This is a genomic window from Mesorhizobium sp. SARCC-RB16n (assembly GCF_008520305.1).
Lineage (GTDB): Bacteria > Pseudomonadota > Alphaproteobacteria > Rhizobiales > Rhizobiaceae > Mesorhizobium.
On the sequence record NZ_ML703278.1, the window covers coordinates 96215 to 118640 of the forward strand.

General features: G+C 58.9%; 17 protein-coding genes and 1 pseudogene. 12 read left to right on the forward strand and 6 right to left on the reverse strand.

Going from position 1 to position 22426, the window contains the following annotated elements; all coding sequences use genetic code 11:
- Nucleotides 1-11 precede the first annotated feature (11 nt).
- Both C7I87_RS23150 and C7I87_RS23155 read left to right on the forward strand, forming a co-directional pair.
- Nucleotides 12-641 carry a TraH family protein gene (locus C7I87_RS23150; RefSeq protein WP_149906376.1) on the forward strand — a complete coding sequence of 210 codons (630 nt, stop codon included), beginning with the start codon at nt 12-14 and terminating at the stop codon, nt 639-641.
- 314 nt (nt 642-955) lie between these two features.
- Nucleotides 956-1264 (forward strand): transcriptional repressor TraM, encoded by a 309-nt coding sequence (locus C7I87_RS23155; RefSeq protein WP_149906377.1) that lies wholly within the window; start codon nt 956-958, stop codon nt 1262-1264.
- A gap of 4 nt (nt 1265-1268) precedes the next feature.
- On the opposite strand, the gene traR is transcribed toward C7I87_RS23155, so the two are convergent.
- From traR to C7I87_RS23175, 4 genes and pseudogenes are all read right to left on the reverse strand, one after another.
- A complete protein-coding gene (gene traR / locus C7I87_RS23160; RefSeq protein ID WP_149906378.1) occupies nt 1269-1973 on the reverse strand; it encodes an autoinducer-binding transcriptional regulator TraR in 705 nt (234 codons plus the stop codon).
- A gap of 261 nt (nt 1974-2234) precedes the next feature.
- Nucleotides 2235-2749, reverse strand: a pseudogene (locus C7I87_RS23165) (UPF0262 family protein).
- A 403-nt stretch (nt 2750-3152) separates the two neighbouring features.
- Nucleotides 3153-4787, reverse strand: coding sequence for an MFS transporter (locus C7I87_RS23170; RefSeq protein WP_149906379.1), 1635 nt, complete (start codon nt 4785-4787; stop codon nt 3153-3155).
- Between the two features lie 182 nt (nt 4788-4969).
- Nucleotides 4970-5947, reverse strand: coding sequence for a GlxA family transcriptional regulator (locus tag C7I87_RS23175; protein WP_246696372.1), 978 nt, complete (start codon nt 5945-5947; stop codon nt 4970-4972).
- 560 nt (nt 5948-6507) lie between these two features.
- On the opposite strand from C7I87_RS23175, the gene C7I87_RS23180 reads away from it, so the two are divergent.
- The 6 genes from C7I87_RS23180 to C7I87_RS23205 all read left to right on the forward strand — a co-directional run bounded on the left by C7I87_RS23180 (nt 6508) and on the right by C7I87_RS23205 (nt 13727).
- Nucleotides 6508-8115: an ABC transporter substrate-binding protein gene (locus C7I87_RS23180; RefSeq protein ID WP_188393955.1), complete on the forward strand. Its 1608-nt coding sequence runs from the start codon at nt 6508-6510 to the stop codon at nt 8113-8115.
- 56 nt (nt 8116-8171) lie between these two features.
- A complete protein-coding gene (locus tag C7I87_RS23185) occupies nt 8172-9128 on the forward strand; it encodes an ABC transporter permease (protein WP_149906382.1) in 957 nt (318 codons plus the stop codon).
- Nucleotides 9125-9997 carry an ABC transporter permease gene (locus C7I87_RS23190; protein ID WP_149906383.1) on the forward strand — a complete coding sequence of 291 codons (873 nt, stop codon included), beginning with the start codon at nt 9125-9127 and terminating at the stop codon, nt 9995-9997. Before C7I87_RS23185 ends, C7I87_RS23190 begins: the two co-directional genes overlap by 4 nt.
- Nucleotides 9994-11661 carry an ABC transporter ATP-binding protein gene (locus tag C7I87_RS23195; RefSeq protein WP_149906384.1) on the forward strand — a complete coding sequence of 556 codons (1668 nt, stop codon included), beginning with the start codon at nt 9994-9996 and terminating at the stop codon, nt 11659-11661. The genes C7I87_RS23190 and C7I87_RS23195 overlap by 4 nt, the downstream gene beginning before the upstream one ends.
- A gap of 102 nt (nt 11662-11763) precedes the next feature.
- A complete protein-coding gene (locus C7I87_RS23200; protein WP_210250645.1) occupies nt 11764-12564 on the forward strand; it encodes an SDR family oxidoreductase in 801 nt (266 codons plus the stop codon).
- Nucleotides 12555-13727: an acyl-CoA dehydrogenase family protein gene (locus C7I87_RS23205; RefSeq protein WP_149906385.1), complete on the forward strand. Its 1173-nt coding sequence runs from the start codon at nt 12555-12557 to the stop codon at nt 13725-13727. Before C7I87_RS23200 ends, C7I87_RS23205 begins: the two co-directional genes overlap by 10 nt.
- 255 nt (nt 13728-13982) lie before the next feature.
- Here the strand turns inward: C7I87_RS23205 and C7I87_RS36800 are convergent, their stop codons facing one another.
- The gene (locus C7I87_RS36800; RefSeq protein ID WP_149906386.1) at nt 13983-14174 is read right to left on the reverse strand and encodes a LysR family transcriptional regulator; all 192 of its coding nucleotides are present in this window, start codon (nt 14172-14174) and stop codon (nt 13983-13985) included.
- A 264-nt stretch (nt 14175-14438) separates the two neighbouring features.
- Here C7I87_RS36800 and C7I87_RS23215 point away from each other — a divergent pair, with 264 nt between their 5' ends.
- From C7I87_RS23215 to C7I87_RS23230, 4 genes are read left to right on the forward strand one after another with little or no spacing between them, the layout of a single operon-like run.
- Complete coding sequence (locus C7I87_RS23215; RefSeq protein WP_188393956.1) at nt 14439-16037, forward strand: ABC transporter substrate-binding protein; 1599 nt, start codon at nt 14439-14441, stop codon at nt 16035-16037.
- Nucleotides 16038-16079: 42 nt separating this feature from the next.
- A complete protein-coding gene (locus tag C7I87_RS23220) occupies nt 16080-17096 on the forward strand; it encodes an ABC transporter permease (protein WP_149906388.1) in 1017 nt (338 codons plus the stop codon).
- 8 nt (nt 17097-17104) lie between these two features.
- A complete protein-coding gene (locus tag C7I87_RS23225; RefSeq protein WP_188393957.1) occupies nt 17105-17998 on the forward strand; it encodes an ABC transporter permease in 894 nt (297 codons plus the stop codon).
- The gene (locus tag C7I87_RS23230; protein WP_149906390.1) at nt 17988-19664 is read left to right on the forward strand and encodes an ABC transporter ATP-binding protein; all 1677 of its coding nucleotides are present in this window, start codon (nt 17988-17990) and stop codon (nt 19662-19664) included. Before C7I87_RS23225 ends, C7I87_RS23230 begins: the two co-directional genes overlap by 11 nt.
- A 726-nt stretch (nt 19665-20390) precedes the next feature.
- Here the strand turns inward: C7I87_RS23230 and C7I87_RS23235 are convergent.
- Nucleotides 20391-22424: an NADH:flavin oxidoreductase gene (locus tag C7I87_RS23235; protein WP_149906391.1), complete on the reverse strand. Its 2034-nt coding sequence runs from the start codon at nt 22422-22424 to the stop codon at nt 20391-20393.
- Nucleotides 22425-22426 lie beyond the last annotated feature (2 nt).

Sequence of the window (22426 nt, forward strand, 5' to 3'; positions counted from 1 at the left end):
GGAGAAAAAGCATGGTCGATGCCGCTCTGATCAAGGCCTGTGCTGATGCCAGCCTGAAACCTACGATCGTAGAAAAGTTCATCGCGGCAGCTGGATCGAATGATCCGTTAGCTGTCACGGTGCGCTCCGGCAAACGCGTCATCCTCGTGCCAAAGCCGACCACGCCAGATGAAACTTTGGATCTCATCCGCCAGAGTATCGGCCGCAATGTCGTGCGTGTCGGGATCACCCAATATCCAGCGGGCCTTGGTGTGCTCGAGGCCGGTGAACTGAAACCCGATCTGGTCGATGCCTGCGCGAACCTGCGCATGGGAACAGCCTTGTTCGCGAAAACCTACCGGGTCGTTCTGAAGTGGTACGGCAATCCGTTGGACGGGGACGAAAAGCCAGAGGTGTTTGAGGACGCAGTCCTCGCATGGCAGAGCGGTTACTTCGAGGGCAAGTCGGTGTTTCGGACGCCGGATCCCGACGAAGTCGATTTGCCCCAGCCTATCAAGAAAGAGCCTTTGGCCGATACTTCCGAGCAGCCGGTAAAGTCGGGCGGGGAGGAGGTGAACGATCTGTCCGGTGAGCCTGCGCGTGACGGCAACCCCAGCACGGCCGGCATCCGGATCGATCTTTCCGGCATCGGTGCAAAGTAGTCATCAGCGAGTGCAGATTTGCACCATGACGGCGGCAATTATCCATCTGTTCGCGCTGGCGAAAACAGAACCTGCCCGGTATAAGGCGGGTAGGGCAGTACGCGCTGCCCCGGGGTGTGGAAACCTCTCGTGGCGGTTGGCGCCGGCCGATACGGCGCCAGATCCTCTGACCATGTGGCCGGGGGCCTGTGACGTATGTCCAGGTACTCGGTGCTAAAGGTCTCAGGACTGTCCACGACAGTTTCCAACCCCCGGCTTGGGATCAGGGATTAACGTTTGCGGGGGCGCACCGCGGACAAGCCGGGAGAATGGAAATGGGATCGGAAACAGCCGCGTTGCAATCGAAACCTGAAATTCGCGCCCTGTTCGGGCTTACTCAGGGACTTCCAAAGCCTCAGTTGGAGCTTCTGACCATAGAAGCCATTCGCACCCACCGGCTTCTCGTCGCAAGAGCTGACCAGCTCCAGCAGGCATTGCCCGAGAAAGACAAAATTCAAGAGATCGTCGGCGGTGCTCAGCATCTCGATTACATCCGGGCCTGCATGGAGATGCACGCCCAAATGTATGCGACGAACACGCTGATCAACATCCTCGGCTATATTCCCAAGGTGCCGGCGAACTGAAGTCTCAGATCAGCCCTTTGCGAATGGCGGTGGAGACAAGGTGCATCGTATTGCCGGTTTCGAGATACTTTGCCGCCGTTCGAAGCTTTGACCGCACTCTGTCATATGAGGCGTTTGCGAGGTCTGCCACTTCCTGCTTTGTCTTGCCTTCGGAGAGCCAGTAAAGATAGTCGGCGGCCGTGGAATCGAAAAAATCGGGCTGCGGGACGGTTGGCGCCAGATCGGTAAAACTGATGCGGGCATGCAGTTGTCCGACTGCGGCGGCGGCAGCCAACGGATCCAACCCATGTCTCAATTCGCTTTCGGGCTTCTCCGAGGCAAGCGTGAACATCGCAAGCGTGCCACGCGCGGCTCTGATTGGGATGGTCACGCCGGAGCGGATGCCGAAATCAGCCGCGTGTGCGTAAAAGGAGCGCTCCTTTTTCGACAATTGTGAGCTCTCGCGTTCCCCGCTCCAGGTGAAAACCCCCTTCAGCGATCTGGCGCGTCGAATGACCGGATCGATCTCGAAATACTGCTGTTCGGCATATGCAGACTGCCACCCTGGCCCATAGTTTGAAACGATGTGTGCGTGGCTTGATAGAATATTGATATAAGCATAGCCGGCAAAGCCCATCTCCTCAGTGAAATTCGCAAGCCCGTGCTTTATAATCCGTTCGTCGCCCGGGAGGGCGGCAAGATCGGTGAGCCTGTCCAGCCATTGTCGCATTCAAATTTCTCCATCAAATAGTGAGCGGCTCCGGCGGCCTGGTGCTCCCCGGAGTTGTCCTATGGGGTTGAATGTCGGCTTCAGTTTATCGGCGCTACCACCCAGCCGTCGGACGATGTTCTATCTCGCAGGCCGATCAAGCAGTCTTCTCCGGTGCTTGCTTCATCGATATCACTCTCTCAATTGAAAGCATGGGGACGAGGCTGTGATTGGTTCGAGCGGCGGTTTTCCGTCCAACGCCTGCTGCACTTGCCCGCCTCTTCACGTCAATCTCTCCCGACAGGCGATGTTCTGCGGGACCGCTAATTCGATCAGAGTGAACAGCCGTCGTGCCGTGTCGTGATCGATCGCCACCTTCGATCGGAGGCGTTCTCTCAGCAGTGCGGAGGCCTCGTCGTGGATGGCGCGGCGTTCCATGTCGATCGCCTCCAGCCTCTCGGAGCTCAACCGCGCCTCGGCGGTCGCGTAGCTCTCGCAAACAATTCTGTAGTCCTTAAATAGCCGTCGGAAGGAGGATAGCGACAGATAATGGCACATGACGTGCGGCCTTTTTCTGTGGTGATAGACACCGTCAGTCGCCTGTCCACCAGAGCAAGAGACAGCCGGTAAGGGCCACCGCTATGGCCGACCGGCGCAAAACTGTTATTATCTAACAGGTCGCCTATGACGATTGCCTGTTCGCGCTTTCGTTCAGAATTCGCTGGAATGCCCAGAGAATTGTCCAGCGATACAGCGGAAAGGCGAAAGGCCCTCGAAGCCGTTGTTGCGGTGATCATCGCTCGCTCCGTCCTGTGTCGGCACTCCCGAACCGCGTTGTCGTCCGGAAAGATGTGGCTGCCGCCGAAACGAGTCCGGCGACAGCCACGCGCCTTGGGAGGCTAGGGGAAAATTTATTCGCAGCCGCAATGGTCGCGGATGTGCGGAGGTGAGAAGTCGACACACGCCGCCGCACGCCGATGTCCTCATCACTGCACCCGAAAAAGCGGGGGCATTGGCTGAGTGCCAATGGCCGCCAAGTGTTCCTGCGCGGCTGGGGAAAATGCCTTGCGCAGGTCGGGAGCTTCTTCAGACGCGTAGTGCTTTGTGTTGATCGCAGAGACTGCGACAGGACTCCCCCCTGTGAAAGTCGGTTGCGAACGCGGCTGTTCATGGCGTACTGGTGTCATCATCGCTTCAACCTCATGGGCGCGAAATGCGCGTTATCGGTTGGCTGCGGGCGCGAACCACCCCGGTTGCCCGCTCGATCGACAGCGCTGGAATGGGCGGACCATCGCCATCGTGCAGAGCGGCAAGCCGGTCGCCAACCTCCTTGTCCGCCGCCGTCAGGCGATGGTTCAGACGAAGATAGTCCATCCACGTCGGCGTCCGGTACGTCTCGGTCCACAGAGAGGGCTTGAGCAAGTTTCGCTGCAGCGTCCAGTTCCGCGCACCCGCCCGGCTCCGAACACGGCGCTGTTCGCGCATGCACGCAAGAAAGGTCTCGAGATCATGCTCGGCGATCAGATACTCGGCCCTGACGACGATCGGTCCGCTTCTTGGCTTCAGGTCGAGTGCCAGCGACGGCGGTACGAACTCTGATGCTTCATGTTCCGGTTCTTCCCACAGTTCGATCGGCAGCACGAAAGCGGCGGCAGCAACAAGCAGCAAAACCGCGGCGGCAACTTCGAAAGCCATGGTCAGGGAGTAGTTTTGGGCAATAGAGCCCCAGATCCAGCTGCCTGCGGCCATGCCGCCATATGAGAGAGCGTAGTAGATAGAGAGCGTGCGCCCAACGACCCAGCGCGGGCTGGACAACTGAATGGCCACGTCAATTCCGGTCCAGGTGATAAGCCAGCCGGCACCCCCAATTGCCAGGGCAAGAGCGGCAACAGGAAGGGACGATGTAAGAGGCAGCGCGAGACAACATAGGGCACAGGCAACGGACGCGAGCGCGATCAGCCGGTCCTGGGACACCGTCCGCCTCATATAGCTGCTGCCAAGGCCGGCAGCAAAGGCGCCCGTGCCAAAAGCGGCCAGGAGAGCGCCGTAAGCGATCGGGCCGCCTGCCAAATGATCGCGAACGATCAGGGGAAGAAGCGCGAGGATGGAAATGCTCGCCAGCCCGAACAACGTGCCGCGCACGATTGCCGCTCTGATCTCCGAGGATATCGCGGTGAAGCGCAATCCATCCTGAATAGCCGTGCTAATCCGCTCACGCGGGAGCGGAGAAGAGCGCACATGCCATTTCGAGCGGGAGACGGCGGTCAGCGGCACCAGATCACTCACCGCTGCAAGGACGAATGCAGCCAGTGGTCCGAGGAAAGCAAGGATAAGGCCGCCGAGAGCCGGGCCGATGCTGCGTACGGTGTTATAGCCCACCGACATCAGCGTCACGGCCGCCGGAATGTCGCGTTTTTCCAGGATATCGCCAACCGACGCGTGCCAGGCTGGATCGTTCAGCGCAAAGCCGCACCCCGCCAGGAAACCCAATCCAAGTATCAGCCATGGACTGACAAATCCCAGCGCAACAGAAATCGCCAGCGTTGCGGAAGCCAAAGCGATCAGGCAATGCCCGGCGAGCATAACGCCGCGGCGACTGAAGCTGTCGGCAATGGCCCCAGCGAGAATGGAGAGAAAGAACGCAGGCAGCGTCGACGAGGCCTGCACAAGCGCCACCATCAGATCGGAGGTCGAAGTCGTGGCCATGAGCCAACTGATGGCGGTTGTCTGCACCAACCACCCGAGACTTGAAATTTGCGTAGCCGCCCAGATCGCGCGGAATGCACGATTCTGAAGAGGGGCTAGAGTGGACAATAGTGAATCTTCGCGCTGCATAAATACTTACCTAATGGTCATCATTCCTTTTGACTCGCGTTCTCTCATGGATCTTGCCATCAGCAACCTGTCAGATTGAGGCGACGTAAGCTGCGGTCGTTAGTCACCAACTACAGGCTTGGCCTCAAGAAGATCATAAATACGCGCCGCGTGCTGATCATTGTTACAAAAACCGTCAAGATTTATGCGACCTCTTCAAGATCATTCGTCGCGATGTCTAAGACAATCTGCTTTGACGTCGCTCGCCCTCTACGAATTTCTTGTGGTGCCATCCCATATGTTTCACGAAAGGATTTGGAAAAGTGGGACGCCGAGATAAATCCACAGGCGATGGCGATATCGACAATCGGTATGGCAGACTGAGTAAGCAGCATTCGAGCTCGCTCCAGCCGTAGTTCTCGATAGTAAGAAAGAGGCGAGCGACCTAATTCGCTACGGAATAGGCGTTCAACTTGGCGGCGGGAGCGCTTTACGTCCTTTGCAAGTTTTTCGATCGACAGTGGTTCCGCCAGATGATCTTCCATCTGCTCAATGAGTTTGATCATTATCGGATTCAAGATGCCGTGCTTTTGCGAAAGCGGCAGCCTCTGGCGCTCATTCGGCGCCCTTACACGCTCGACGATTGCCTGCTCGCATATACCTGCCACGGTCTCGTCACCAAAATGCCGTTGAACGAGATGCAACATCATGTGCAGTGAAGCCGAACCGCCTGCACATGTCCAAATATTACCGTCTACTTGATACAAGACTGCGTTCACAGGAACTTCCATATATCGCTCGCTGAAGCCGGGAAGGTTCTCCCAGTGAATCGTGCAGTGCTTGTCGTTCAGCAACCCGGCCTTAGCCAGTATGTAGGTGGCCGTCCCAACGCCGCTCACGGCCACCCCACAATGCCTGCATTCACGAAGCCAAGCTTCCAAAGGTTTACTCGAGTAGCTCTCCACATCCTGATCGGCACAGATAACGACCATGCTCGGGCGACATTCCTCGAATAAGCGACGACGTTCAGTTAAAATGGAACTGTTGGTTACGGCTGAAAGTCCGCAAATGGCTTCAACCGCGCCACCGGACTCCGATGCGACCCGCCAACGATACGCCTCATAACCCAACACACGATTGGCCTGGCGCAATACCTCTACCGCCGAGGAGAAAGCCAGCATGGTAAAGTGCGGGACCAGATAGAACACGAGGATAATTGGCTCATGGCCGACATTCTCGCTGACGTTCCTGGCCCTGCATGAACCAGATTGATATGGCTGCCGCGCAGTCATGCACGTTGTCCACGTTTGCAGCGTTTGTCGGAACGCGCGAGAGAAGGCGGAAATGGCGTGGAGCTGTGAACTCGCGGAACTGTCACATCCCTGGAATGGACTTTGTGCCGGCTGAGCTTTCTCGCCGTGCGTCGGCTTGAGGCTGTGCAATATAGGGCCTTCTGAATCGGGTAGCGCTCGACCCCCGATGCTCCCCTGCTGCATGCATCTTCATCGGCCGAAGCCACGCATAGGCCGTAATATGGATATCGCGAGTGGAGACCGTATCGCCGGGATCTCTGTGCCTTCCACAGTAGCCAATTGTGCAGCGGCATGCGCCTTGAGTCTGAGGGGGTGCAGTAGTGGATTACGGAAGTTGACATAGCGGGCTTTCCCCGGGCCACGGGCGGCGGCCTTAAATAAGTCGCCTCACCTGTTTTTCTGTTGACAAAATGACACGACAAGACAAAATGTCAACCAACGTCGCCACTTACAACGAGCGATGGGTGTCAGGTGAAATCGTATCAACCACTGGGGAAGAAATGCTGAACCGTCGCCAATTCACGAAATCGCTGATCGCTACCGGAACCGCGCTCGCGGCAGGGGCATCGTCATTGAACCTCGCCACGGCGCAACCCAGGCGTGGTGGGCGGCTGCGCGTCGCCGGTCATGTGCAAAGCGCGCAGGACACGCTTGATCCCGCGAAATTCGTACAAAGCACGGACTATGCCCGGGGGCATATGCTCTATAATGCGCTGACCCGCATCGATGGTAATGGGCAGGCCCAACCGGAACTTGCGGAGTCGTTCGAGGCCAATCAAGACGTCACGGAGTGGGTCTTCAAACTTCGGAAAGGCGTCACCTTCCATGACGGCAAGGCACTCGGCGCCAACGACGTCATCTATTCGATCATGCGTCACAAGGACCCCAAGGTTGCCTCAGCCTCCAAGGGGCTGGTGGATGATCTCGTCGAGGTGACTGCGGACGGCACGGACGGTGTTCGCGTCAAGCTCAAGAGCCCGAACGCTGACATTCCCGTGCTGCTTGGGACGTTCGGCTTTATGATTGTCAAGAAAGGGACGACCGACTTTTCGACGGCCATCGGGACTGGACCTTTCCGGCTGAAAGAGTTCTCCCCCGGCGTCCGCACCGTAGTCACCCGCAATGACAACTATTTCAAGCCAGGAAGACCTTACCTCGACGAGATCGAGTATTTCGGGATCGCAGATCCGGTCGCGCGGTTGAATGCTCTCATAGCCGGCGATATCGACATGATGTCGGACCTGCGCCCAAACGCGATTGACGAGGCCAAAAAAGCGTCGAGCGTCGAAGTGTTCTCCACGCCGTGCCCGCGCTTCGTGCAATTCGCGATGATGTGTGATCGGGAGCCAACCAACAATCTCGATCTTCGTCTTGCGGTCAAGAACATGCTCGACCGGGAGCGCATCGTGAAGCAGGTACTCAATGGCTACGGGGTCGTCGCCAATGATCACTTCGTCATGCCGAAGAGCCCAGTCTATAATAGCTCCTTGCCTCAGCGTGGGGTCGACATCGACAAAGCAAAATTCCACCTGAAAAAGGCAGGAATGGAAAACGCCAGTATCGAACTCCATGTCACGGACGCCGTTCAGAACAGCATTGAGATGGGGCTAGTGCTGCAGCGCCAAGCAGCCCTGGCCGGACTTACGATTAACCTCAAGCGCGAGCCATCCGACGGTTACTGGTCGAACATCTGGATAAAGCGACCCTTCCATGCCGTGGTGTGGAATCCGCGACCAACGGAAAGCCTCATGGCGACGCTGATCTGGAAGTCGGATGCCAAGTGGAACGACACCCAGTTCAAGGATCCCCACCTCGACCAGCTCATCGACGCGGCACGCGGCACCGTCGATCCGGACAAGCGCAAACAAACATTCTGGGATATTCAGTCAATCATTTATGAGCAGGGCGGAAACGCGATCCCCGCCTTCGTCAACTACATTGACGCTCATTCAAGCAAGGTGAAAGGGTTGACCCCCGTCCCAACTGGCAATCTTGGTGGCTTTAACTTCGCCGACAGCGTCTGGCTCGAGAGCTGAGCCTTCAGTGAACCGCAGGCGGTGGGAACGCTCACCGCCCATTTGGGAATTTGCTGATGCTCAATTTGATTGGTCGCCGCGCGCTGCAGGGGCTGCTAACGTTGCTGGTGGTTTCGTTTCTGGTTTTTGCGGGAACGGAATTGCTGCCCGGCGATGTGGCACAGGCTGTACTCGGGCAGCATGCCACCCCAGAAAGCCTCCAGGAGCTGCGCGTCCAACTCGGGCTCGACCGGCCGGCACCGCTTCGCTACCTCAGCTGGCTGGCCGGCGTCATCCACCTTGACTTTGGCGTTTCACTCGCGAGTCAGGTCCCGGTGAGAACGCTTGTCGCGGAGCGGCTTGGACACACGCTGATCTTGGCGGGTCTATCAGCGGCGGTAGCAGTTCCGATTGCCTTCGTCATCGGCCTTGGGGCCGCGACCCGACCTGCCGGCGTATTCGATCGGGTCAGCTCGATCGGTGCCTTGTGTGTGTCCGCGCTGCCGGAGTTTTTTCTGGGAACGCTGCTGGTGCTGATCTTCGCAGTTAACCTTCGCTGGCTGCCGGCCATTGCGTACGTCACCGAATTCCGGTCGTTCGGGCAAATGGTAACTTCGCTGGCCATGCCGGTGGCGACGCTCGCTGCCGTCATCGTTTCACAGATGGCGCGCATGATCCGTGCGACCGTGGTGAACGTCCTTTCGTTGCCCTACGTCGAGATGGCCGTGCTGAAAGGCGTGTCTTACCGGCGCATCATCCTTGTTCACGCGCTACGAAACGCCGTCGGCCCGATCGCCAATGTCGTAGCCCTCAATCTTGCGTATCTCGTGAGCGGTATCGTGATCGTTGAGACGGTATTCGTGTATCCGGGCTTAGCGCGGCTCCTTGTCGACGCTGTCTCTTCCCGCGATTTCCCCGTGATCCAGGCCTGTGTTCTTATCTTCTGTGCCGTCTATATCGCTCTCATGCTGCTGGCCGATATTGCTGCAATCATCGGTAACCCTAGGCTTCGACACCAGGAAATGAAGAAATGACCGCAGTCAAACCCAGTTCGGCTGCCGCCAACCTGCGAAATGCAAAACGCCGAACTCTGAGCGCCACAGGCGTGTTTGCCGTAGCGATCCTCCTGCTTTGGATTCTTGTGGCTCTGTTCGGGCCGTTCCTTGCGCCACACAACGAGGCTGACATCGTCTCGGACGCCAATTTCATGCGACCGACGGCCGAATACCTGCTGGGCACGGACTATATCGGACGGGACGTTTTCTCCCGCCTAATCTACGGGGCCCGGACAACGCTGGCTACGGGATTGATCGCGACGCTGATCGCAGAGTGCCTTGGTATTTGTCTCGGCTTCTTCGCGGCTATCCGCGGCGGCATCGTCGACTCAGTGATGAGCAGGCTGAACGACGCGCTCCTTTCTTTCCCCCATATCATGATGGGTCTCGTCGTTATCGCGGCGCTCGGCTCATCGATCCCGGTGCTCATCGCTACTAGCGGATTCGTCTACGCCTCGGCCGTGTATCGTATAGCTAGGGCCCTTGCCATGGAGTTGAGGGAAAAAGAGTTCATCGAGGCCGCGCGGGCGCGGGGGGAGGGCACCTGGTGGGTTCTCTCCCGGGAAATTCTGCCCAACACCACACTGCCGCTGCTCACTGATTTCGCGCTCCGACTTTCCTTCATAATTCTCTTCATGAGCAGCCTTGGTTTTCTTGGACTAGGCGTGCAGCCGCCGACCGCCGATTGGGGAAGTATGGTGCGAGAGAACATGGAGGGACTGGGTTCTGGTTCCCTGGCGCCCATCATCCCGGCCGCGGCGATCGCCAGCATTACCGTGGCATTGAACCTTCTTGTGGATGAATTATCCATGCGAACCGGGCGCATATACGGCAGGACCCGCGAATGAACCGTCGATTGCTCGACATCCAGAACCTTACAATCGAGAGCGTCGCGACGAGGAAGCCAGTCGTGAGCGGCGTTAGCCTTGCGATCGCACCGGGAGAAGTGCTTGCCATCATAGGGGAGTCAGGCTCCGGCAAGACCACTCTTGGCCTCACCGCGCTGGGTCACATTCGACCCGGATTGCAGGTCGCCTCGGGACGTGTGCTGCTTGATGGCACCGACCTTCTCTCAATGGGCCCCTCCGCCCTCCGCTCTATGCGTGGAAGGCGAGTCGCATACGTGGCACAGAGCGCGGCCGCAAGTTTCAACCCCTCGCTGATGATCGGAGAGCAGGTCATCGAGCCAGCGCTCGTCCACGGCATTATGCCGGCTGACAAGGCCCGCGCCCGGGCGCTTGAGCTCTATCACGATCTGTCAATGCCAGACCCGGCCAATATCGGAACTCGATACCCCCACCAAGTTTCGGGTGGCCAGTTGCAACGACTCATGGCCGCGATGGCAATGTGTTGTGGGCCGCAGCTTCTAGTCTTGGATGAACCCACGACCGCCTTAGATGTAACCACCCAAATCGGGGTCCTCGAGGCGTTTAAGCGCGCAATCCGGCAGCAAGGGGCCGCAGCCCTTTATATAAGTCACGACCTCGCTGTCGTCTCCCAGATCGCTGATCGCGTAGTGGTCTTACACAATGGTGTCACTCAAGAAGAGGGTCCTTCCCAAGCGATCATCAACGCGCCAAAGGCGCCGTACACGCGCACTCTCCTTTCAGCTTACAAGCAATGGGCACCAGGGACGGTTGCCGCCCCGACGGCGACCGTCGGATCCCCACTCCTAACAGTTTCGAACATTACTGCGGGTTATGGACAAAATCCGACCCGCGGTCCCCGGGTAGTAGCAGTGAAGTCGGTTGACCTCGAGGTGCGCCGGTCTTCAGTCGTCGCCATCATTGGCGAGTCGGGCTCGGGCAAAAGCTCACTCGCCCGGGTTATCGCCGGATTGCTTCCGTCGGCGTCGGGAGAGATTCACCTTGCTGGAACGCGGTTGCCGAAAACCGTCGAGCAACGTTCAAAAGACCAATTGCGGCGTATTCAAATCGTGTTCCAGTCGCCAGATGTCGCTCTCAATCCCGCTCATACAGTTGAGCAGATCCTTGGCCGCTCACTGGCGTTGTTTGGCGGCAAGCGCCGCCGGGAGCGCGGTGCGCTGGTCAGGGATATTCTTGAAATGGTTCAACTGCCGGCCGATTTCGCTGGGCGAAAGCCTAGTGAGCTATCCGGCGGCCAGAAGCAACGTATCAACCTTGCGCGGGCGCTAGCTGCGCAGCCTGAACTTATCCTTTGCGACGAGATCACGTCCGCACTCGATCCTGTGGTCGCCGCATCGGTCATCGACCTCCTTCGTCGCCTGAGGGCTGAGCGAGGATTGGCATTTATGTTCATTACGCACGATATTTCCACGGCCGCGAGTTTCGCCGACGAGATCGCTGTCATGTACCGAGGCGAAATTGTCGAGCGCGGGCCTACAGACAAAGTCCTGAACCGGCCCGAGCATCCTTACACGAAAATCCTCGTGGACTCCGTGCCACAACTGGAGGCCGGCTGGTTGGAAGCGGCGGCTGGCAGGCGCGAGCGCTTACTCGCATCGGCAGGTGGCGTGATACTCGCTGACTGAGGGCCACATGAAGCATGAGTTCCGTTCCGTTCTTTGGTTCCCTGAAGGCGTGTGCACCTGCACAGCCGTTTTCTGTCATGCTGAGCTTTGCCGAGGACGTAAATGATTGGTCAGGTCTTTGCGCCAAATCTGTTCGACGGCCGGGTCGCGCTGATAACTGGGGGCGGCAGTGGCATCGGCTTCGCCATCGCCAAGCAGCTCGGCGTTCTTGGTGCAAGCGTGATCATAGCCTCCCGAAATGCCGAGCGGCTTGGGAAGGCCGCCCAGCGTCTCAAATCAAGAAATGTCAATGTGAACGTCCAGAGTCTCGACATCCGGGACGAGCGGCAAGTGGCAGCTGCCTTCGATAACTTCTCTTCTCAGGGCCGCGTTCCTGACATCCTCGTCAATAATGCCGGCGGCCAGTTCGAAGCGGACGCCCTGCGCATCTCAGCCAACGGCTTCCGTGCCGTCGTCGACCTTAATCTCACCGGAACCTGGCACATGTCGCAAGCGTTCGCGGCACGACGCATAGCCTCGGGGGGACGTGGTCGCATCATCAATATCGTGCTCTCAATCGCAGGCGGCCTGCCAGGCTACGCCCACAGCGCCGCGGCGAGGGCAGGGGTTATCAGCCTGACGGAAACGCTCGCCGCCGAATGGGCCCCGCATATTACCGTGAACGCGGTTGCACCTGGGACGATTCGCACCAGTGCCCTTGCGCAGTATGACATCTCGCATCTCGAAGCTGGAATCGAAGTTTTACCAATCCGACGCATGGGTGAGCCCGATGAGGTCGCAGCGGCGGTAGCCTACCTTGCGTCACCAGCTGGCGACTACATCACGGGCACGACGCTCTTAATCGATGGTGGCAAGCATCTTGCGCGCGGCCGTCCAAGCAAGGAACAAGATAGATGGACCTGACACTCTCACCGCGCGAGCGCGACCTGCAGGAAAGAGCCGCCTCGTTCACCAGGACCCACCTCTTTCCCAATGAAATGGCAATCGAGGAGCACGGATCGCTGCCCGGCGATATCCTGGCACGACTCAGGAAGGAGGTGCTCGCGGCGGGATTCAATGCCATCAACCATTCGCGTGAACATGGTGGCCAGGGCCTATCGCTCTTCGAACAGACCCTGGTCAACGAGCAGTTTGGGATGGCGACTGGCGGCATCGGGGGCGTGGCATGGCAACCCGCAATTCCGCTCAAGCAAGGCACCCCCGAGCAGCTACGTCGGTATTTAGAACCGAGTTGCCGTGGCGAGCGCACCTATTGTTTTGCGATTTCAGAAGCAGACGCGGGATCGGATCCACGCCATGTGAAAACTACCGCTGTGCGGCTCGGCAGCCGGTACTACCTTTCTGGAGAAAAATGGTTCGTCACGCACGGGGACATCGCCGACTTCATTATGGTGCACGCCCTTGTCGATGGCGATCCAGAGAAGCCTACGGTGTTTCTTGTCGACAAGGATCGGCCGGGTATCCGTGTCAAGCGCGTGCCAAAGTTTATGCATAACTTCATGTCCGAGCACCCCGAGTACATCTTTGAGAAGGTGGAACTCGGAGAGGAGGATATCCTGGGTACCGTTGGCGGCGGACTGGAGCTGACGAAGGACTGGTTTGTCGAGACCCGCCTCAAGATTGCGGCCCATTGCGTCGGAGCGGCAACACGGGCCACCGAGATCGCGAATAACTACGCAGCGGAACGCGTCCAGTTCGGTAAGCCCATTCGCGAGTTTCAGGGAATTGAGTTCATGGTCGCGGACATGGCAGTCGAGATCATGGCCGCGAAATCGCTCCTCTACCGCATCGCATGGCAGGCCTCGCAAAGACCAGACCGGAAGCTTGCGCACGCCCATGCCAGCGCGGTGAAGTTGCAAGCCTCCGAGATGGCGGGCCGTGTTATTGACAAGGCGCTGCAGATTCTAGGCGGTCGTGGCTACATGCGAGAGAACCCGGTCGAGCGACTCTATCGCGATATTCGGGTTGAGCGAATCTGGGAAGGCACATCTGAAATCCAACGGGTAGTGATCGGCAGCCAGATTAAGAAGCGGGGGCTTGGGATTTATACCGGCTGGATCGACTGACCGTCGACCGTGGTCGGGGCTTTGCCCGAGTCGCAGGCCCAGATCACAGGGTCAATCGGGCCGACGGCTTCACTGCCAGTAAGTTGCGGATCCAAGGTCGCCTCAGGGAACGCACGGCGGAATTCTCCATCTGAGCGCGGCAGACGTCGGGACATCGACAACTCATCTCATTCCCTTTCGAGATCTGATCAATCGCAGTCTCGAGCGCCAGGAACGGAGGCTGCACCGCGCGATGTAGCGATTCACCCTCCGCGTTCAGGCGGAGTTTCGACTTCTTGCGATAAATAATCTCGTACCGATGTGAGCCTCGAGCGCCGCAATGTTCTTGCTGACCGCCGGTTGCGTCACATTCAGCAGCCGTCCGGCCTCAGAAAAACTCAGTGTTCTAGCCGCCGCTTCGGACGTGAAGAGCGTCTGGGCCGACGGCAGTCTTTTCGCAAAACCCATAACACTCAGTTATATCACCATGAGAGTAACCCGTATTCCAGGGATGGCGTTCGTGTGATCTATTTCCTGCAATAGAAGCCAGTATGCCATTCTAGGGAATGCAAAGTGACTGAACGCCGTGGCCGCTATAGTTCCAGCCGCCCGACTTCGGCAAATTGACAGTCTCGATTGTGACTTGCATTGCACGGGGCGGGCAGCTTTCCCCGTTTGCCGGCAAGGCTGCATGGCCGCCGACTGGCCCATAAAAGGAAAAGGGGAAAGCATATGAAGAATGAACAAGGTTCGCAGTCCGGCGAGGCCCTCAAGGGGTTCACTACTTCAACACGTCGCCAGTTCATTGGTTGGGCGGGCTTGCTTGCGCTTGGTGCTTCGCTCTCCCCATTGGATGCGCGCGCCGCCCAATCCGCACCGCGCCAGGGCGGATCGGTCCGGTTCGCGATCAACGATGGCACGCCGGCGGATTCCTTTGATCCGGCGACATGGCAGAGTTCATATCAGCAGGTGATTTTCGGCGGCACGCTTTGCAACGCGCTGACGGAACTCGACGCGACGGGTGCCGCGGTTCCGGACTTGGCGGAGAGCTTTTCATCCTCTGCCGACCTCAAGGTCTGGACGTTTGCGCTGCGGCCCGGTCTCAAATTCCACGACGGCGCGGCAGTCACGGTCAATGACGTCATCGAATCCTATCGCCATCATATGGGCCCCGCGTCGAGTTCCGCCGCGAAGGCCGTCGTCGAGTCCATCGTGGATATCAGAGCCGATGGCGACAGAAACGTGGTCTTCACGCTGAGCGGAGGCAATGTCGATTTTCCTTACCTCGCTGCCGACTGTCACCTTGTGGTGATGCCTGCAAAGGCCGGTGGCGGAATTGACTGGGCAAGGGGCGTGGCCACCGGGCCCTACTCGATAGAGGATAACCAGCCCGGCATCGGCGTGCGGATGAAGCGCAATCCCGATTATCACAAGCTTGGCCAGCCCTATTTCGACAAGGTCGAATTTGTCAACATCATCGATGTCGCCGCGCGCACAAACGCGCTGCTGACCGGTGAGATCGACTACATGGTCGATGCTGATATCAAGACGCTGAAAATGCTGGAGCAAAATCCGGCCATCGAGATATCGAAAGTCAGCGGGGTGCGCCATTTCAGCTTCAGCATGAACACAACGGTGGCTCCGTTCGACAATCCCGACGTTCGCATGGCGCTGAAATACGCGATCGATCGCGACGACATCGTCAACAAGGCATTCCTCGGCAATGCGAAGACGGCGAATGACAACCCCGTCGCCCCGCAGATCGCGTTCGCGATCAATCCGTTGCCTGTTCACAGCTACAACATCGAGAAGGCCAAGGAACATCTAGCCAAGGCCGGCCTGACCTCGCTCACGGTCGATCTTTCCGTCGCCGAAACGGCATTTCCCAATGCCATCGATGCCGCGCTTCTGTTCAAGGACCATGCCGCCAAGGCCGGCATCGAGATCAACGTCGTGCGGGAAGCCGACGATGGCTACTGGGACAATGTCTGGCAGCACAAGCCGTTTGTGGGTGTCGACTGGCTAGGCAAGCCAACGTGTGATTCCCTGTTCACCACTGCCTATGCAAGCGGTGCGCCATGGAATGACACCGCGTGGAAAAACAAGCGCTTCGACGAGTTGCTGGTGAAAGGCCGGGCTGAGTCCGACAAAGCCACGCGCCAGAAAATCTACGGCGAAATGCAGCAGATCCTGCATGACGATGGCGGCGCGCTTGTGCTTGCCTACGCACTGTTCATCGATGCCATGTCGAAGAAGATCGCGCACGGGCCCATAGGCAATATGCTGCAGTGCGACAACTTTCGAATGGCCGAACGTTGGTGGCTTGCCTAGCCGGAACGCGCCCGTAGCCAATCCTTGCCGGTAGCTCGACCAATGCTGCCGGCGCCCCGATCGGAAGATGATCTATTGCACTCGCCAGCCATTACGCCTCTTGCAAGAACCGTCATTGCGAGAATGGGATCAGGTTTTGTCACCCTTTTCATCGTATCTCTCATAATCTTCGCTGCAATCGCCGTCTTGCCGGGCGATTTTGCCAAAGTCGCCCTCGGACGTTCCGCAACGCCCGAGACCGTGGCCAATTTCCAGCGGTCGCTCGGCTTGGACCGGCCGGTGACCGAACGTTACGTCTCCTGGATCGGCGGCGCCCTGAAGGGCGATCTCGGTCTCTCCTTCTCGTCGGGTTCTGGAACGCCGCGTACAGTCAACGGCATCATTGGTCCGCGCCTGAAGAACACGCTGTTCCTGGCAGCTTTAGCTGCCTTGATTTCCGTTCCCGTGGCGCTTCTCTTTGGCATCATTGCCGCGATCCGGCGCAACAGCTGGCTGGACAGGTCGCTGAACGCCTTGACCCTTGTGGGCATCTCCTTCCCGGAGTTTTTCGTGGCCTACGTGCTGATGCTTCTGCTGGCCGTCAAACTGCCCATTTTCTACTCGCTGGCACGCATTACCCCCGGCATGGGGGTGGTGGAGATTGCCGAGCGTCTGGCGTTGCCGGTGGCCACGCTCTGCTTCGGTATCATTGCTCACATGATGCGCATGACCCGCGCCGCAATCATCAACCTTCTTTCCAGCCCTTACATAGAGATGGCCAAGCTCAAGGGGACGGCGCCCTGGATCATCATCTTGAGGCACGCGCTTCCCAACGCCTGGGCGCCGATATCCGCGGTGATCGCGTTCAATCTGGCCTATCTCATCGTTGGCGTGGTCGTCGTCGAGGTCGTGTTCGTATATCCGGGCATCGGCCAGGCCATGGTCGACGCGGTGCGCTCACGCGACATTCCGGTCGTCCAGGGCTGCGCCCTGATCTTCGCCACGGCCTACATCCTGCTCAACCTGCTTGCAGACGTCATCGCCATTGCCACCAACCCGCGCCTGGCGCACCCACGATGAGGCGCACGATGCATATCGACCACGCCGACGCGCCGTTGCGGCCGATCAAATACCGCAGATCGCGCCTTTCCATGCTTCGCAAGAACCTGAAACGGACATCGTGGCCAGCAAGGATCGGTCTCGCCGTGGTGATCCTCTATGCCGTGATGGCCATCTTCGCCCCTGTGCTTGCGCCTTTTGGCGAGGCGGACGTCGTCTCGACCGAGCCGTTTGCGCCATGGAGCCTCGTTCACCTGTTCGGTACGGATCAGCTTGGCCGGGACGTATTCAGCCGGTTGATCTACGGCGCCCGCAACTCCGTGGGCATCGCCTTCATCACCACGACAATCGCGTTCTTCATCGGCGGCTCGCTTGGAATTCTGTCGGTCATTTCGCATCCATGGCTCGACTACCTGCTCTCCACTTTGGCCGATACGCTGATGGCGATCCCGCAGCTCATCTTTGCGCTCATTCTGCTGGCTCTATTCGGCTCTTCCATCCCCAGCATCGTGCTGATCATCGCCGTCCTCAGCGCGACCCAGATTTTTCGGTTGTCGCGATCGCTGGCACGCAACATCGCGGTCATGGAGTTCATTGAGGCCGCACATCTGCGCGGGGAAAAGGCGCGCTGGATTGTCGCGAGGGAAATCCTGCCGAACATCCTGCCGACACTGCTTGCCGAGTTTGGTCTGCGTTTCTGTTTCGTGTTCCTTACAATTTCGGCGCTGTCGTTCCTTGGCCTTGGCATCCAGCCGCCTTCCGCGGACTGGGGCACCATGGTGCGCGAAAGCGCGACATTCATCAGTTATGGCAACATCACGCCGCTGCTGCCTGCCATGGCAATAGCGCTGCTGACCGTCAGCATCAACTTCGTCATCGACTGGTTCCTCGATATCGCCAGCGGGCTGCGCGATGATCAGTAAGCCTCACGACACCGCCGCGCGCCATACAGGCGAAGTCCTGCTCGACATTCGTGACCTAGTGGTGGAAGTCGACAATTCCGGCGCCTGGCAGCCGATCGTCAAGGGGATAAGCCTGTCGCTGCGGCGTGGCGAAGTGCTGGGCCTCATCGGGGAATCGGGCGCGGGAAAATCGACGCTCGGGCTCGCGGCCCTGGGCTTCACCCGGCCGGGCTGTCGCATCGCCAGGGGCAGTGTCAGCTTCAACGGCATCGATCTGCTGCGGGAAAGCGAGGCAGCCCGGCGGCAAATCCGCGGCACGCGCATCGCCTATGTCGCCCAGAGCGCTGCGACGTCGTTCAACCCGGCGCACCGCATTATCGATCAGACGATCGAGTGTGCCATGAGGCTGGGTGGATTGACGCGCCAGCAAGCCATCGCGCAGGCGAAGGCACTCTACGCCGAAATGCAGCTTCCGAATCCAAATGAGATCGGCGACCGATACCCTCATCAGGTATCCGGCGGTCAGTTGCAACGCGCCATGACCGCGATGGCCATGATCTGCAAGCCCGACCTCATTGTCTTCGATGAGCCGACGACCGCGCTCGACGTGACGACGCAGGTCGAAGTACTGGCCTCTGTCCGCAGGATCGTGACCGACCATCACACTGCCGCCCTGTACATCACCCACGATCTGGCCGTCGTCGCCCAACTGGCCCATCGTATAATGGTGCTGCGACATGGGGAACTGGTTGAAGAGGCAGAGACCGGGCGGATGCTGGCTGACCCGCGGGAGGCCTATACACGCTCGCTGTGGACCGTGCGGAATCTCGAGAAGCCGGAGGAAGCCCCGACTCAGCCCATTTTGAAGGTCAGCCATGTCGATGCCCATTATGGAGACTTCAAGGTTCTTGAGGACATCTGCCTGGATTTGCCGCGAGGACGCACTCTTGCTGTCGTCGGCGAGTCCGGCTCAGGAAAGTCGACGCTTGCCAGGGTCATTGCAGGTCTGCTGCCGGCGACATCGGGCACCATAAGCCTGAACGGTGCCGCACTTGCGTCTTCGCTGAAGCAGCGCGCTGCCGGTCAGCTTCGCGGCATACAGATGATCTATCAGTCGGCGGACGCGGCACTCAATCCCCGGCATACGGTGATGGATCTCGTCGGCCGACCGGTAACCCTTCACACCGGGCTGAAAGGGCACGCCTGCGCCCGGCGTGTCGTCGAATTGCTCGAGATGGTCGAGCTCTCGGAACACCACATTACAAGCTTCCCGTCCGAGCTCTCCGGCGGTCAGAAGCAGAGGGTGTCGATAGCACGGGCAATCGCGGCCGATCCGGAGGTCTTCATCTGCGACGAGATCACATCCGGCCTCGACCAACTGGTCCAGGAACAGATTCTCAAGCTGATGCTCAATCTCCAGAAGGAGTTGGACAAGACCTACATGTTCATCACCCATGACATTGCGACGGTGAATGCCATCGCCGACAATGTGGTGGTGATGCAGCGTGGCAGGATCGTGCAGCAAGGTCCGAAGCACGAGCTGCTGTCCTCGCCGACACATCCCTACACCAAGGCCCTGCTGGCCGCGGTTCCACAGATGGATCCGCATTGGCTTGATGGCGTTCTCAACGATTCCACGGCCCGGCTTCGTCGCCAAGAAGCGCTTCGCCAATCGGCGTTGGTGTAGCGGAGCATGCCTTTCAAACACGATGCCAGCAGATCGCCATCATATTGAGAAGATGAAATCCAAGGGACGAACTGGCCGGGATACGGTACGAGGCAGGACTTCGTCATCGCCGGAAGCCCTGTCCAGGGGGCTAGCGCCAGCCGCCAAGCGCCTGCTGACGCAACGGTGTGCTTTCCGATGGCACCAAAACTCTCCCCGACGGCTACATGAGAGAAGCGACGATGGCTACTCAGCCGTCGTCGCCGCCAAGACTCCGCACGGGTACTACTGGTGGCTGCATCATTGGCAGGCTGATACCGCGGCCATGCATGGAGCCGACAGTACCTACTACGCGCGCGGCAACAGCGGCCAATTAGTGATGATTAATCCGTCGGAGAACCTGGTGGTTGTTAAGTGGGGGGTAAAAGATGATTCATCAGAGACTAAGACAGTGTTAGTCGATCGTTGAGCATCTTCACTAGCCTGTGGCCAGGATAGGGAGCAACGCAGATCTGTTGCCCTGTGGCAACGAGCCGTCGATCGTTTTCGAAGGGTTCTAACGTTCAAGGCCGTCAGTTCGACCAGTCCGTGATCCGGCGTGTCACGTTGCTTGAATTGTCGCCGCGCGAGGCCGACACCGCGCTTTTCAAGGTCGTGCACTCACGGCTTCTCACGCGGCCATGGCTTGCCGGCGATGGGACGGCGGAGTAAGACGCGCCAACCCGGCTCGCTTCAGGAAATCAACAGTCATAGGTGTACAGTCAGCCGAAACGCCTCAAGCAGGGCTGCGTGGATGGTGCGGGAAGTCACGGCGTCTCCAATCCGGTGCAATGAAAAGCCGGGGCGATCACGAACAGGCTGCGCTTCCCATCGCGCCATCGCGTCCACATCGGTAACACCGTCGTTCACCGAGGCATTCCGCAGTCCATCGTAAAGTTCGGTTACAGGATCCGTTCCTGCTTCCAGAACCACCTGATCGGTGGTCCATTCCTGCAACGAGTGCGTCAGCCGATGTTCCATGGTGGCGACCAGTCGGTTGCCCTCCCGACGTATGGAATGCAGCGTGAGATACGGGTGTGTTGAGACCCCCTGCTCCGCCAGGCGCTTGTGAAAAACGGTCCTGTCCGGATAACCCATCTCTACTGCCGACTGCGCGTCCGACGTGGCCAGCGTGACCTCGTGGCCGGCCGCGGACAGATGATCAGCGACTGCAACTGCCTCATGCCTTCCGGTTTGATCGCATATCAGGATCGACCTCGCAGCCTGGGCGTCGCCAGACAGCAAATCCCAAGCTGATACCGCCAGATCGGCCCCATTGAAGTGCTTGGCGGCCGGAAGTCCGCCCGTCGCGATGAACACGTGATCGGGAGTCTCTGCAAGGACATCGCCGGATTCGGCATACACGTTGTATCGGACATCGACGGCAAGCCTGTCCAGTTCGGCCAGACGCCAATCGACGATCGAGATCAGGTCTTTTCTCCATGACGTTCGCGCCGCCAGTAGCACTTGTCCGCCCAGCTTCGGGGCTGCTTCGAACAAGACCACGTTGTGGCCGCGTTCAGCTGACACGCGAGCTGCTTCCATCCCGGCAGGACCACCTCCGACGACGACGACCTTCTTGCCTGGAGCGTCGCTTTTCGGTACCTGCATAGGCAACAGGGTTTCGCGGCCGACGGCCGGGTTATGAATGCAATGCGGCTTCTTATAAAGACAATGTGATGCGCCAATACACGGTCGAATCCGGTCCTCCTCCCCCCGAGCAATCTTGTTCACGATCTCGGGGTCGGCGATGTGGGCTCGCGTCATCGCAACCATGTCCAACAAACCGTCGCGGATCGCGTGACGCGCGGTGGCGACGTCTGTGACACGGGCAGCGTGGAATACCGGAAGGCCAATTTGTTGCCGGAAACGTCCAACCGTCTCTAGGAAGGGACCGAGCGGACGGCTCATTCCCGGCATGTTTTCTTCTACAATGGTAACGTCCGTGTCCATCCGGCCGACCATGCAGTTGAAGAAGTCAACTGACCCTTCCCTGGACAGGATTTCGGCGATTTGGAGCGCCTCGTCGAACCGCGTGCCACCCTCGCCCTCGTCTATCGATAGTCGTATGCCGACCACGAAGTTATCGCCTACACGCCGCCTGATCTCCTCGTGTACCATCAGTGCGAAGCGAACGCGATTTTCCAGGCTCCCACCAAACTCGTCGCCCCGGAAGTTCGTCAGCGGCGACAGGAACTGGCCAATCAAATGGCCACCTGCCAACGTTTCGAGCCCATCGAGGCCACCCTCCTGGCAACGCCATGCGGCGTCTCCGAACGCCCGCACGACGCGGTCGATGTCGTACTTGTCCATCTCCCTCGGGAAATTGCGATGCAGTTGTTCCCGTATCGGAGACGGTGCGATCATCGGTAGCCAGGCGCCCACCTGCGCGTCGCCCCGTCGCCCCATGTGTGTGATCTGGCACATCAGCGCGGCGCCGTGCTTGTGGATGCGTTCTGAAAAATCCTGAAAGTGCGGAATGATCCGATCGGTCCCGACATCTAGTTGACGGAATACTGATGGTGAATCGGGAGCGATATTCGAACTGCCCCCGAACATCGTGAGGGCTAAACCTCCTTTCACCTTCTCCTCATGATACCGCTGGTACCGGAAGTCGGGCATGTTCGCATCGTCCATGCCTGAGGCATGGGCTGTGCTCATCACTCTGTTTCGTAACGTCAGTCCGCGGATGGTTAGCGGCTGAAGGAGCGGATCCTTTGTGATCGACTGAATCGCGGTCATCG

Bases quoted from the DNA above. Each gene is read 5' to 3' on its own strand.
- C7I87_RS23195 (WP_149906384.1), top strand. From the start codon at position 9,994: ATGAACCGTCGATTGCTCGACATCCAGAACCTTACAATCGAGAGCGTC.
- C7I87_RS23185 (WP_149906382.1), top strand. From the start codon at position 8,172: ATGCTCAATTTGATTGGTCGCCGCGCGCTGCAGGGGCTGCTAACGTTG.
- C7I87_RS23175 (WP_246696372.1), bottom strand. From the start codon at position 5,947: ATGCTGGCTTTCTCCTCGGCGGTAGAGGTATTGCGCCAGGCCAATCGT.
- C7I87_RS23215 (WP_188393956.1), top strand. From the start codon at position 14,439: ATGAAGAATGAACAAGGTTCGCAGTCCGGCGAGGCCCTCAAGGGGTTC.
- C7I87_RS23235 (WP_149906391.1), bottom strand. From the start codon at position 22,424: ATGACCGCGATTCAGTCGATCACAAAGGATCCGCTCCTTCAGCCGCTA.
- C7I87_RS36800 (WP_149906386.1), bottom strand. From the start codon at position 14,174: ATGGGTTTTGCGAAAAGACTGCCGTCGGCCCAGACGCTCTTCACGTCC.
- C7I87_RS23220 (WP_149906388.1), top strand. From the start codon at position 16,080: ATGCTGCCGGCGCCCCGATCGGAAGATGATCTATTGCACTCGCCAGCC.
- C7I87_RS23200 (WP_210250645.1), top strand. From the start codon at position 11,764: ATGATTGGTCAGGTCTTTGCGCCAAATCTGTTCGACGGCCGGGTCGCG.
- C7I87_RS23180 (WP_188393955.1), top strand. From the start codon at position 6,508: ATGTCAACCAACGTCGCCACTTACAACGAGCGATGGGTGTCAGGTGAA.
- C7I87_RS23150 (WP_149906376.1), top strand. From the start codon at position 12: ATGGTCGATGCCGCTCTGATCAAGGCCTGTGCTGATGCCAGCCTGAAA.
- C7I87_RS23155 (WP_149906377.1), top strand. From the start codon at position 956: ATGGGATCGGAAACAGCCGCGTTGCAATCGAAACCTGAAATTCGCGCC.
- C7I87_RS23225 (WP_188393957.1), top strand. From the start codon at position 17,105: ATGCATATCGACCACGCCGACGCGCCGTTGCGGCCGATCAAATACCGC.
- traR (WP_149906378.1), bottom strand. From the start codon at position 1,973: ATGCGACAATGGCTGGACAGGCTCACCGATCTTGCCGCCCTCCCGGGC.
- C7I87_RS23190 (WP_149906383.1), top strand. From the start codon at position 9,125: ATGACCGCAGTCAAACCCAGTTCGGCTGCCGCCAACCTGCGAAATGCA.
- C7I87_RS23205 (WP_149906385.1), top strand. From the start codon at position 12,555: ATGGACCTGACACTCTCACCGCGCGAGCGCGACCTGCAGGAAAGAGCC.
- C7I87_RS23230 (WP_149906390.1), top strand. From the start codon at position 17,988: ATGATCAGTAAGCCTCACGACACCGCCGCGCGCCATACAGGCGAAGTC.
- C7I87_RS23170 (WP_149906379.1), bottom strand. From the start codon at position 4,787: ATGCAGCGCGAAGATTCACTATTGTCCACTCTAGCCCCTCTTCAGAAT.